This window comes from Alteromonas sp. 4NS20-0143, assembly GCF_057542855.1.
Map to the genome: position 1 here is coordinate 402,730 of NZ_BAAJLR010000001.1, position 12,288 is coordinate 415,017.

The window sequence follows — 12,288 nt, forward strand, 5'->3', positions numbered from 1 at the left end:
GCAAATCCCAACAGTCGTGATCTGTACGACCTTTTTAATAGTTAATAATTCATAGCCTGAATTTGGGGATTTCTTTATACCCCTATATCATTGGCCCCAAACGTAAAAATGCAAAGTGTTTTTTAGCTATATGTTATTGTTAAATTACATGAAGACGAAGAATTAAACGGAGTATAAGAAGAATGGCTTTTAGTGGCACGTCTAATTACATCGCAACCAAAGACTTACAGCTTGCGGTAAACGCAGCGATTACTCTAGAGCGCCCCTTATTAATCAAGGGCGAGCCAGGTACCGGTAAAACAATGCTTGCTGAAGAACTCGCTGAAAGTTTAGGCACTGAGCTTATCCAATGGCATATCAAATCGACGACTAAAGCTCAGCAAGGACTGTACGAATACGATGCGGTTTCCCGTCTTCGTGATTCACAGCTTGGCGACGATCGTGTTCACGATATTAAAAACTATATTGTTAAAGGAAAGCTTTGGGAAGCGTTTACCGCTGAAAAACGCCCAGTACTGCTCATTGATGAGATAGACAAAGCCGATATCGAGTTTCCAAACGACTTATTGCTCGAACTCGATAAAATGGAATTCTATGTGTACGAGACTCAAGAGCGCGTTGTCGCCGCTCAGCGTCCCATCGTTATTATCACGTCCAATAATGAGAAAGAATTGCCCGACGCTTTCTTGCGTCGCTGTTTCTTCCACTATATTCAATTTCCAACACCTGAAGATATGGAAGAGATTGTTAATGTTCACTTCCCTGATCTTAAAAAGAACTTGCTGAGCGAGGCATTAGGTGCATTTTTCAATTTACGCGATGTGCCAGGGCTTAAGAAAAAGCCATCGACCTCTGAGTTAATTGACTGGCTTAAGTTGCTGGTCGCTGAGGATATTCCACCAGAGGCCCTGCACAACAAAGATGGGAAAGCATCTATCCCACCACTTTATGGTGCACTGCTGAAGAATGAGCAAGATATCCACCTGTTTGAAAAACTGGCCTTTATGGCGAGACGCTAATGCTTATTCAGTTTTTTTTCACGCTACGAAAATATCAGGTTAAAACAACCCTTCGCGAGTTGCTTGATTTACTCAGAGCAATGGAAAAGCACGTGGTGTATGCCGATATTGAAGCGTTCTACAGTTTGTCGCGCACCATCATGGTAAAAGATGAAACTCAGTACGATAAGTTCGACCGAGCTTTTGCTAATTATTTTGAAGGTGTCGAGTCAATTGACTTATTCGGTAAAGAGATCCCTGAGGAATGGTTACGCAAAGAGCTTGAAAAGAACCTAAGTGCTGAAGAGCGCGAGGCCCTCAGGCAAGCTGGTGGTCTTGATGAGCTCATGGAAACCCTTAAAAAACGTTTAGAAGAGCAAGAGAAGCGTCACCAAGGTGGCAACAAATGGGTAGGCACGGGCGGTACGTCACCCTTTGGCGCTTATGGCGATAACCCTGAGGGCGTTCGCATTGGTCAAAAGGGCAATCGCAAGTTCTCTGCAGCTAAGGTATGGGACAAACGGGAATTCAAAAATCTGTCGTCCGATGTAGAGCTCGGCACGCGAAACATTAAGGTTGCCCTTCGAAAGCTGCGCAAATTTGCCCGCACGGGTGCGAGTGAAGAACTTGATGTAAGAACGACCATTGGTGAAACCGCGAGAAAGGGTGGCATGCTGGATATTCATATGGCACCTGAGAGACACAATGCAGTTAAAGTGTTGATGTTTTTCGATGTGGGAGGCTCTATGGACCCTCATGTGAAAACCACTCAAGAGCTGTTTTCAGCGGTGCAGTCTGAATTTAAGTACTTAGAATACTTTTATTTTCATAACTGCGTGTATGAAGAAGTGTGGAAGGATAATTTGCGCCGTAATAAAGAACGGATCTCAATATGGGATATTATTCATCGATACGGCAAAGATTATAAAGTGATTTTTGTAGGGGATGCCACTATGGGGCCATATGAAATCACCTATCCTGGCGGCAGTGTAGAGCACTGGAATGAAGAGCCAGGCAGTGCATGGATGCAAAGGCTGTTAAATCACTTCAGTAACGCGGTGTGGCTCAATCCTCAGGCTGAAAATTATTGGCCTTATTACTCGTCTATCAAAATTATGCGTGAAATTATGGAAGACAAAATGTATGGGTTGACGCTAGAAGGGCTTACCGAGGCCATCAAAGGACTGAGTCGCACTCGCTAATACGCCAGCGGTTAATACGGCTATTAGCTCGTGCGGCTTATGCTTATACGGTCATTAACTAATAGCACCAGTGGCTAATAGCAGTAGGTCCGTCTAAAGAGCGCTGTAAACCCGAGAAGTCAGGCCCTTTTTAATGCTTTGAAAAAAAAGGGCCCGGTGGCAAAGCCTTTACGCAGGTTGTTCGATAAGCACATTGGTGGAACGCTGAATATAAAGCAGCCTAGCTCCCAGTAATACTGCGGCGGCACTTAAACCAACGATAAACCCAATCCAAAAACCAGCTGCAGCCATTGGCTCGTTAGTCAGCCATGAGGTTCTTCCCAAAATAATGCCGGTGGGAAGCCCGATAAGCCAATATGACACAAAGGTGATGATAAACATTGCCGTGGTGTCTTTATATCCTCGCAGCGCATTGGCTGATATTACCTGTACAGCGTCTGAGAGCTGGAAAAGCGCCGCATAGATAAGTAGAGCGTTGGCAATGGCGTAAACCTCGCCGTCGCTTGTGTATAAGCTGATAATGAAACCTTTAGCCACGAGGGTGAAAGTGGCGGTACATGCAGAAGTAACAAATCCAATCAAAATGGCACTTCGCGCTGCTATTTTTGCTTGTCGAGGGTTCTTTTGCCCAATACGGTAGCCAATGCGAATGGCCACGGCCATACCTATACTCATCGGAAACATAAACATCAGTGCTGAAAAGTTGAGGGCGACTTGGTGTGCAGCGACGACTGTTGCACCAAACGGCGCAAGAAGTAGGGCAACGGCAGAAAACAGCGTTACTTCAAACAGGATTGTCATTGCAATAGGAAGGCCCAAAGCGAAGGTTCGACCAATGGTTTTTAAGTTTGGACGATACCATTGATTGAACAGGTCGTATTTTCGCAGAGCAGGTGCAAATCGAACGTAGATAAAGGTGGCAATTAGCATGGTGTAAATAACCAGCGCAGTAGCAACCCCGCAGCCAGCCCCACCCATGGCAGGTAATGGGCCAACGCCATAAATGAATAAATAATTGCCTACAATGTTTGCCATCAAGCCAATGACGGTAATGATCATGGTGGGCTTTGTTTTACCTAGTCCTTCGCAATAATTTCTCAACCATTGATAAATAGCAAAGCTAGGCATGGCAAGAAATACGTAGATAACGTAGTCCACGGTTATGCTGTGAAGCTCTGGTGCCATTGGAAATAACGATACGATGCTTTCAGTAAAGGGAATAAACGCGGCGATGACTAAGCCTACAAACAACACTAAGTAACCAGCCTGCTGACTGGCATCAGCAATACCAGCAATATTCTTGTTGCCGTGTAGTCTTGATATTATAGGCGGTAAGGCAAGGGCAATACCCTGAATGAAGCAAAGAAGGGGTATGGTAATACTAAAACCTAACGCTACCGCAGCCATGTCAGTCGCACTGTAGCGTCCAGCCATAATGGTGTCACTCACACCCATGAGCATTTGCGTAATTTGGGCAATCAGCAACGGCCAGGCTAACTTTAATACGTCTCTAGCTTCGATAATAAAGCGTTTTCTATTCACAGATGTTTATTCTCACGGTAAAAAATTCAGACTAAAATGTTTTTTAAAAAATCATGTCTAAACAGCATTGTTTGAAAGATAAAAAGCAATAGGCATAGCTCTATAGGCATAGCGCAACAGGCAATGCTTTAGCGCATTAGGTGAATGGCATCACCGGCACCGAATCGCCAATAGCTAACGTGCTTATATCTTCATGGATGATCATAAAGCAATTAGCGGATGTGATCGATGTCATCACGCCTGAGCTTTGTGTTTTAAACGGCGTGACCACTAAGTTCCCATTGTCGTCGTAACTCATAGTGGCTCGCTGGTAATCTCGACGCCCAGCACGACGCTTAATGTCTTTTGTCAGCGTGGCCGTTACCGTGAGCGCAGTGTGACCATCTTGTCGTCCCTGCATTTTACTGATGATGGGAAGTACAAGGAGCTTAGCGGTCACAAACGAGGAAACTGGGTTACCTGGAAGCCCACAAAATACGGTATTGTTAAGTCTACCGAGTGCAAAAGGTTTTCCAGGCTTAACGGCAATTTTCCAAAACTCGATGTGGCCCATGGCCTCTATAACATCTTTAACATAATCAGCATCGCCAACAGATACACCGCCGCTGCTCACCATGATATCGACGTTGCTGTCTGCGCTAGTTTTTGTGTTAGTTCCTGCAGTATTCGATGCCGCTTGATTAAACAAATTAGTCAGTGATGCTTTATCATCTTCAACGATGCCGAAATCGACAACTTCTACATTTCCGTCACTTAAAATAGCGCTTATGCCAACACGATTCGACTCGTAAATTTGCGTGTCGCTACGCGACTCTCCAGGGGCCGCTAGTTCGTTGCCGGTGGCAACGATGCCAACTCGTAATTTTCGATAAACCACCACCTCGTCCAGGCCTTGTGAGGAGAGCAGCATGAGGTGCTCTGCGCGTAGCTGAGTGCCCTTTTTTATCAGTACTTGCCCTTGAGCAATATCATTCGCTTTAGCGCGTATACTTTGTCCTTGTGTGGGCGTGTCGTTAATGATCACGTTTCCATTATTATCACTGTCACAGTTTTCAATCATTACCACGGCGTTAGCGCCGTCCGGAATAGGCGCGCCAGTCATAATTTTGTAAGCATGACCAGCGGATAGGGGGGTAGAAGCCTTTTCTCCAGCCGTAATGATACCTTGAACGGTAAGCGCTTGGCCTTGAGTGTATGAGTTTGCATTAATCGCAAACCCGTCCATCGCAGAGTTATCCCATGGCGGCACATCTAGCGTGGCGACAACGTCTTGTGCCACTACCCGACGATGTGCACTAAATAAGCTTATTGTTTCAATGTCAGAAACTACATGTGTCGCTGCCAACGCCTTTGAGAGCGCTTCTTCCAGTGAAAGCCAGCTAGATGACATTTTGATAACTCCCTGCGTAATTTAACCGTGGCATAAGGTTGTTAACTCTTGGCCAAATAGAGACGAAGACAAAATTAACAACGAGAAAAATAGACGGGGAATACTACAGAAAAAGCACGCTATTCACCAAAGGTAAATGCGATAGTGTTTAACCTTTATTGAGAGTCTTAACTAAAATTGAGGGTGAAGAGTGACTAGTTGGAAGCACTGTTTAGACTAAGTGCTCTATTGGACGCCACTTGTCCAGGGTTGAGGCTATAGGCTTGATGCTATAGGGCTGACGGTGTAAGGGAATAGTGCTATTTTTTTAGTACTCGTCGTTGAGTGCTAATTGTTTGATATTAATCGTTTAGTACTAATTGTTGAGTATTAAGTAAATGATGCTAAGAAGTAATTGAAGCGATACGACTAAAATCATCGAATACCCAATCAGGGCTGTGTGCACTAATATCTTCGCCGTAGTTATACCCATAGGTAAGTCCAACACTTCGCATGCTTGCAGCATGTGCCGCTAAAATATCGTTTTTCGAATCGCCTACCATAACGCATTCACTCGCTTTGACGTTCAGGGTTTTACAAACATGGTTCAAAGGCAAGGGGGAAGGTTTCTTTTCCTTTAAAGAATCACCACCAATAAAGAGAGAGAAAAAAGATTCAACCTTGAACGCTTCTACAATGGGGGCGATAAACTTTTTGGGCTTATTAGTTACTAGCGCTAGCGTATAGCCTTTACGTGAAAGGGCACTGAGTGTGTCATAAACATGAGGGTAGAGAGTAGAAGCGCGACACACGTTTAAATCGTAATGATATAAAAAACGCTGAAAGGTATGGTCGATTAACTCGTTGCTTATAGACTTAGATTGCTGCGTGTTAGCATCGGTATTGCCAGATAGTCCTCGCTCAACCAGCACTCTTGCACCATTACCTACCCAATTTCTAATTGTTGATTCACTGAACGTTGCCATACCCACATCGTAAAGTGCATTGTTTAATGCGCTCGCAAGGTCGGGGACTGAATCAACAAGTGTACCGTCTAAATCAAATATAAAAGTGGTTATAGGCTGCATAAAATACTGTTCATTTCTGTTTAAGACTACTGTCTATGTTTGAGATTACTGCTTATGTCTAGGGATATGTCGAAGGATACTTGCCCACATCGACAGCTTGCTTTTGGTACTTGGAGCCAAGTGAGCCGAAACCCGCTTTCGTCAAAGGTTTCGGCACTTGTTATGGCTGTTTTCTTAGTTGTTACTTGGCTGCTCTCTCGGTTTTTTTTCGAGTAGGGCACTTAGGCCACACTCTCAAACGTGTCAGCAGCCTTGCTGATACACACTATTCAAAGTCTTGATTACTGATCCACAGTGTCTGGTAGGGCTTCAATTGAATAAAGCCGCTTGAAAGACAAATTTCATCACGTGTTACCAAGTCTATCCAGTTGTCGGTGCCGATTAGATTGATATCTGATAGCAAAATGGTTTTTTCTTCATCGCAAATGTTATTCACGCAGAAAATACTTTGCTTTCTATCAAGACTTTGTCGCCAATACCCAAATATTTCATTACCCAACTGCAGTGTGAACTGAGTTGCATTGGGGTGAAACGCCGGTTGCGCCTTTCTTATACGGATAAGCTGAGACACCCGGGTTAACACTTTGTGGTGTTGAGAGAAGGGCGAATCAAGCAGAACCTCCAATTCATCGATATTCCAGCGGCGACGGTTAATACTTCTATTTTGTCCTGTGTTTGCTACTTTCTCATAATCGTTGGATGTGCCCAGTAAGCTGTGGATATACAGCCCGGGAATACCTTCCATGCCTAACATGATCGAATGGGCACAAATAAAGCGGTCTACTTGGAACCGGTCTGGTCCTTTGGTGGTGCCTTGTAATGCGTCAAACAGGGTAATATTAATTTCATACGGTTTTTGTTTCCCATGCTCAGACGCACGCCAAGAAATCTTACCGCCAAAGTTCTGCATGGTATGAACCAGATCTGATATTTCTTCATCGTCTAGCAGCCCCTCGGCGGGACGTAATCCAATACCATCATGTGAAGCAATAAAATTAAAATAGGCCGTGCCGTTTTGCGCGGGTGGCATGCTCATCATCCAGCTTTTTAAATAGGTACAGTCGCCGGTCACTAACGTATTTACCAGAAGCGGCGGTAGAGAGAAGTTATAAATGGCATGCGCTTCGTTAGCATTGCCGAAATACGTTAAGTTTTCTCTATTTGGAATGTTGGTTTCTGTGATAATAATGATAGAAGGATCGACATGCTCAATCAGTGTTCTCAGTAAACGCACAACTTCGTGGGTTTGAAACAGATTAATGCTGTTTGAACCGACTATTTTCCACAAAAATGCCACCGCATCTAGGCGAAAAAGCTTGGTGCCTTTATCGATATACAGTTTGATAATGTCCACAAAGGCCAGCAGCACCTTTGGATTTCTAAAATCAAAATCGACCTGATCATGACTGAAGGTACACCACACGTGCTTAGTCCCCTCGGCGGTTTCCGTTTCTCGCAATAACGGTGACACACGAGGCCTCGTTACCATGGAAAGGTCATCTTGCGGGTCAGCGGTAAAGAAAAAATCTGAACCGGGTCCTTCGCTTTTTATAAAGTTATCAAACCAAACGCTTCTCGCCGAGCAATGGTTTATAACCAAATCTGTCATCAGCCCATAGTCTTTCGCTATGGCCTCTATGTCTTCCCACGAGCCTAACGACTCATTAACGGTTGAGTAGTCAATGACTGAAAAGCCATCGTCGGAACTATAGGGGAAGAAAGGCAATATATGCACATTATTGATCGTGTTTTTGCAATATTGATGTAAGAAGTTATTCAAGGTTACCAATGGTTTTTCATTCTCACGGATAACGCTATCACCATAGGTGATCATAATAATATCTTCTTCATCCCAATAGTTATGGTGAGATTGAGGCGAAGCAATGTCTTCGCTCGATGCTATGCCGATAGCGGCTAGCAGCTGCTCCGTTAGCGTGTCATAGGACACGTCTAACGAAACATCGGCATAGATAGTCTCTAAATGGTGCTTTACTTTGTCATAGAGAGGTTCCCATGCCATATTATTTCTCCATATATTCGGCGGTGTCTGCTTCAACCGCTTCAAGTAGGCGTTCTAAAATGTCAGGTACCGCACTAGTTACTCGGTTCCAACTTGGGATAAACGGTGTTTCCATCGGATTTTCTAGAAAGTTTTGACCCGCTTTCATGATATTGCTCGCAAACATTTCTACCGCTTTTTCTTCGCTGTGAATGTCTAGAGTTAAACCGTTCATTACCGCATCGTTGTGGTAGGTTTCGATAAAGTCGAGTGCAATCCTAAAATACGTCGCCTTAATTGAGCGGAACATCTCGTTGCTAAATGTATAGCCCTGAGTCGCTAACTTTCTGAAAATGGCTTTAGTGATGTCGATAGACATCTTTGATAAGCCGCCTTCATCATTATTTAATGATAAGTCTTGATGCTTATGATCATAAATATCGCAGATGTCTGCCTGGCATAGACGGTTATGAGAATAGTTGCGATGCATCTCAGACAACACACCAATTTCCAGTCCCCAGTCGCTCGGAATGCGAATGTCGTTTAACACATCACGTCTGAATGAAAACTCTCCCGCTAGTGGATAACGAAAGCTATCCATAAACTCAAGGTATTCATTGTCGCCCATAATGCGTTTTAGTGCTCTCAGTAAGGGCGTTACCAGCAGACGAGACACTCTGCCGTTAATTTTACCGTTGGCAACTCGGGCGTAAAACCCTTTACAGAACTCGTAGTTAAAGTTGGGATTCGCTACAGGGTAAATTAGCTTGGCAAGTAAGTCTTTTTCATAGGTCACAATATCGCAGTCGTGAAGCGCCACAGATTCAGCGCGGTTTGAAGCCAGTATGTAGCCCATGCAGTACCATACGTTTCTGCCTTTACCCATTTCTTTTGGGGCTAAACCCTGCGCTTGTAACTCTTCGTCTAAGGCCTTTAGGCGCGGCCCATCGTTCCATAACACCCGGTGGTGCTGTGGTAATTTACCGAAAAATTTAAGTGCGTGTTTATATTGTTCTTCGTTGGCTCTGTCTAATCCGATAACAACTTCGGCCAAATAGGGAACCGATGTAAGCTCACCAATAATATGAGGTAATGCGTCACCTTCAAGTTCAGAAAACAAAGAGGGCAAAATTAACGCCATGGGACGTTTTTTGGAGAACTGTAATAGCTCAGCCTCTAGATCTTCCGTAGGTCTGCGCGATAAGTTGTGTAATGTGGTAATAACACCGTTTTGATAAAAATCAGCCATGTGTGCTCCTGATTATAGAGATAGCAATTGAGTAAGCATTTCAGTCCAACCTTCTGGACCGTTAAGGGTGCTGGTATATACCTCTTCTTTTTTTACTGTTGGCGGAGGATTTACCGGTGATAAAATTCGTATTGAGACATCTGCCGCTTCTAGCATGGCAATATCGTTATTTCCGTCTCCAAGGGCTACGGTTTGTACGCACACCCCATTTTGTCTTTGGTATTCTTTTGCCAGCCACGTTAGCGCTTGGCCTTTATCGCAGTTGCCGGAAACGTGGATAAATCGTCCACCTTCTAGAGGATACGCACCTCTGTGCGATACTGCTTTAAGAAATTTTCGTTTATCGTCATCGCTTCCTTGCCACAAAATGGGCTCGCCAAACTGACGCTTCGCGGCAAGGGAGGCTGAATATTCATCTAATCCGGTACTGTCTTGGATTTCTTCAATAGACATTTTGGAAAATTGTTTGTAACTGCCTTCAAAGTCACCGCTTATTTTTTCCAACAGCTTAATCCAGTGGTTTTTGCTCGATATAAACGCCTTACACCAATATCCGTCCACCCACACTGTGCCGGCGGGCTTTTGTTTAAAAAAACCGTGTGGAATAAAAATGGCAGCGCCATTTTCAATGATAAAAGGGCCCGTTAAATCTATTTTCTCTCTAAGAGGCTGAAGTTCTGCAAAGGTTTTGCTGGTGGTTGGAATAACGGGTATCTGCTTTTTGTCCAATGCGGTTAAAGCCGGTTTCGCCGCCTCAAAAGAGTAAGTATGATGGTCTAGCAGCGTGCCATCCATATCGGTGAAAACAAGCGTTTTTGTCATTACTTCAAATCCTGTTGTGTGATGTTTCTGTGTTCGTCTAAATAGAATACGGTATCGCATTGCTGAGGAAGCGTACTGAGTGCATGCTCAGTAAGGCGCTGATAGTGTTCAATAAAACGAGCAACCTCATCATCGTTCATTACGCCAGTTTTTTCACCTTGAGACGTTTTGGCAAGCTTGTGCTCTTGTTCTAAACGCCAATGTAAGACGCTGTCAAAGGAGGGGGCCGCTAGCATTACACTATAATCTATCTTGTTAAAAAGTGTTTGATATTGATTGCCTAGTTCGCTGTTAACAAAAGAGCGCCAGGTACACAGTGAATCTTCCTCGCTTTCTAACTCATTCACAGGGAGTGTTAACGCTGACGATTCTTGTGGCGAGACGCCCACGCACCAGCCCTCTAAAATGATGACATCAGGGACAGCGTCCATTACCGGCCACTGAGATGTTGGGAAGGGGTTATCTGTGGATTTGTCAAACCGTGGGAGCTGCGTTCGTTCGCCCTTTTCAAGCATAGAAAACGTGTTGAGAGCCAATGGTATGTTGTGGGTTCCAGGTACGCCGCGGGTCTTCAATAGCGGGTGTACCTTTATGGCAAGAGCGTTTCGGTGGTCTTTGTCGAGATAAAAATCATCGATGGAAAGAGAGACCACACGCATGTCGTGCTCAGATTTTAAAAAGGTTTCTATAAAACTAGTGAGTGTAGATTTTCCAGAGCCTTGGCAACCATTAATGCCCACAATGAATGGTTGTTTTGCACTTTTTTGGTGCTTTAGTAACTGTTCACAGAGTGGGATGAACCACATTTGTGCAGTGTCTGCGTAGCTACTTGGCAGATGATGGGCTGTTAAAAAGCCATGTATATCCATGTTGTCACCCTAATCAATACAGAATTAGCACTCCATAGCTGATTAGGGTTACAACATCTATGCCAACAAAGCGATTAATTTCAAGATGAGCTCAATTACTTCTTGTTAGCGACGATAACGGCTCTTTGTGGTGCAGGGTAGCCTTCAATGGTGCGCGTAATATCTTCTGGGTTGAGAAAATCTTTCAACGACTGGGACTCCATCCATTCTGTTGCACGCTGCTCATCAAGGGTAGTGTGGTTAATATCAACCACGCGTATATTTTCAAATCCGAGACGCTCTAACCACACCATCAGCGCCTTTGCGCTGGGAAGAAACCAAACATTACGCATTTGTGCGTAACGCTCGCCAGCCATTAGCACAGTGGTTTCATCACCATCAACAACAAGGGTTTCAAGCACTAACTCGCCACCCTTGCGCAACTGATCTTTCAACTGGGTAAGAAACTGCAAAGGATCTTTACGGTGATAGAGGACTCCCATTGAAAACACGGTGTCGAATGCCTTAAGTGGCTGCATGTCTTCAATGCCCAGGGGCAGGAAATGAATATTTCGTTGTCCAATAAAGTGCTTAATGGCTTGAAACTGAATTAAAAACAGCTGTGTGGGGTCGATACCGTAGACACCGGATGCGTCTTCGCCCAGCATTCTCCACATGTGATAGCCACTGCCACAGCCTACGTCTAGCACTTGTCTGTTTTTAAGCGGCGCAATATGAGGTACTACGCGATCCCATTTCCAATCTGAGCGCCACTCTGTATCGATGTGAATGTCGTGCAGATAGAAAGGGCCTTTACGCCATGGCATAAATTGCTTCATTAACCCGCTAATTTGTTTTTGAGTATATTCATTTATGTCAGCAGCAGCGCCTACGGTTACGCTGGTGCTTAATTCAACAGTGCTAGGCGCTGTTTGCGGTAACTTGGCGAGAAGTCGACACCATTTATCGAACTCACCGTGCTTATTGTGTTGCTGCCATGTGTTGAGCTGTGAAGGAAGTGTTTGAAGCCACGCTGAAAGAGGGCTATCTAACAGAGATTTATAGCAGTCGTTAAACCATGTCTGCGCTAATTTGCTCATTGTGTTCTCGTTGTGCTCTTAGTGTATAAAACGTCAATAACGCCATGTGTAGCTAAAAGAAATGATGGGTG

At 44.4% G+C, this 12,288-nt stretch carries 10 protein-coding genes; 2 read left to right on the plus strand and 8 right to left on the minus strand.

The window, feature by feature from the left end:
* Positions 1-182: 182 nt before the first annotated feature.
* Positions 183-1,019 (plus strand): AAA family ATPase, encoded by an 837-nt coding sequence (locus AC27HD_RS01675; RefSeq protein ID WP_032096473.1) that lies wholly within the window; start codon positions 183-185, stop codon positions 1,017-1,019.
* Complete coding sequence (locus AC27HD_RS01680; RefSeq protein WP_032096472.1) at positions 1,019-2,200, plus strand: vWA domain-containing protein; 1,182 nt, start codon at positions 1,019-1,021, stop codon at positions 2,198-2,200. The genes AC27HD_RS01675 and AC27HD_RS01680 overlap by 1 nt, the downstream gene beginning before the upstream one ends.
* A 168-nt stretch (positions 2,201-2,368) precedes the next feature.
* On the opposite strand, the gene AC27HD_RS01685 is transcribed toward AC27HD_RS01680, so the two are convergent.
* From AC27HD_RS01685 to cmoB, 8 genes are all read right to left on the minus strand, one after another.
* The gene (locus tag AC27HD_RS01685) at positions 2,369-3,742 is read right to left on the minus strand and encodes an MATE family efflux transporter (protein WP_487103373.1); all 1,374 of its coding nucleotides are present in this window, start codon (positions 3,740-3,742) and stop codon (positions 2,369-2,371) included.
* A gap of 136 nt (positions 3,743-3,878) precedes the next feature.
* Complete coding sequence (moeA, locus tag AC27HD_RS01690; RefSeq protein WP_487103375.1) at positions 3,879-5,132, minus strand: molybdopterin molybdotransferase MoeA; 1,254 nt, start codon at positions 5,130-5,132, stop codon at positions 3,879-3,881.
* Between the two features lie 383 nt (positions 5,133-5,515).
* Positions 5,516-6,199 (minus strand): phosphoglycolate phosphatase, encoded by a 684-nt coding sequence (locus tag AC27HD_RS01695; protein ID WP_487103377.1) that lies wholly within the window; start codon positions 6,197-6,199, stop codon positions 5,516-5,518.
* Positions 6,200-6,464: 265 nt separating this feature from the next.
* Positions 6,465-8,219 carry a sugar phosphorylase gene (locus AC27HD_RS01700; RefSeq protein WP_349378489.1) on the minus strand — a complete coding sequence of 585 codons (1,755 nt, stop codon included), beginning with the start codon at positions 8,217-8,219 and terminating at the stop codon, positions 6,465-6,467.
* A 1-nt stretch (position 8,220) separates the two neighbouring features.
* On the minus strand, positions 8,221-9,447 hold the full coding sequence (locus AC27HD_RS01705; RefSeq protein WP_032096467.1) for a glycosyltransferase family protein: 1,227 nt from the start codon (positions 9,445-9,447) through the stop codon (positions 8,221-8,223).
* A gap of 12 nt (positions 9,448-9,459) precedes the next feature.
* Positions 9,460-10,269, minus strand: a complete 810-nt coding sequence (locus AC27HD_RS01710) for an HAD-IIB family hydrolase (protein WP_487103379.1) — start codon at positions 10,267-10,269, stop codon at positions 9,460-9,462.
* Positions 10,269-11,138 (minus strand): kinase, encoded by an 870-nt coding sequence (locus AC27HD_RS01715; RefSeq protein WP_487103380.1) that lies wholly within the window; start codon positions 11,136-11,138, stop codon positions 10,269-10,271. Before AC27HD_RS01715 ends, AC27HD_RS01710 begins: the two co-directional genes overlap by 1 nt.
* A gap of 95 nt (positions 11,139-11,233) precedes the next feature.
* Entirely contained in the window at positions 11,234-12,217 is a 984-nt protein-coding gene (cmoB, locus tag AC27HD_RS01720; protein WP_487103382.1) for a tRNA 5-methoxyuridine(34)/uridine 5-oxyacetic acid(34) synthase CmoB, read from the minus strand.
* Between the last annotated feature and the right edge of the window lie 71 nt (positions 12,218-12,288).

Bases quoted from the DNA above. Each gene is read 5' to 3' on its own strand.
- AC27HD_RS01675 (WP_032096473.1), top strand. From the start codon at position 183: ATGGCTTTTAGTGGCACGTCTAATTACATCGCAACCAAAGACTTACAG.
- AC27HD_RS01680 (WP_032096472.1), top strand. From the start codon at position 1,019: ATGCTTATTCAGTTTTTTTTCACGCTACGAAAATATCAGGTTAAAACA.
- moeA (WP_487103375.1), bottom strand. From the start codon at position 5,132: ATGTCATCTAGCTGGCTTTCACTGGAAGAAGCGCTCTCAAAGGCGTTG.
- AC27HD_RS01695 (WP_487103377.1), bottom strand. From the start codon at position 6,199: ATGCAGCCTATAACCACTTTTATATTTGATTTAGACGGTACACTTGTT.
- AC27HD_RS01700 (WP_349378489.1), bottom strand. From the start codon at position 8,219: ATGGCATGGGAACCTCTCTATGACAAAGTAAAGCACCATTTAGAGACT.
- AC27HD_RS01705 (WP_032096467.1), bottom strand. From the start codon at position 9,447: ATGGCTGATTTTTATCAAAACGGTGTTATTACCACATTACACAACTTA.
- AC27HD_RS01710 (WP_487103379.1), bottom strand. From the start codon at position 10,269: ATGACAAAAACGCTTGTTTTCACCGATATGGATGGCACGCTGCTAGAC.
- AC27HD_RS01715 (WP_487103380.1), bottom strand. From the start codon at position 11,138: ATGGATATACATGGCTTTTTAACAGCCCATCATCTGCCAAGTAGCTAC.
- cmoB (WP_487103382.1), bottom strand. From the start codon at position 12,217: ATGAGCAAATTAGCGCAGACATGGTTTAACGACTGCTATAAATCTCTG.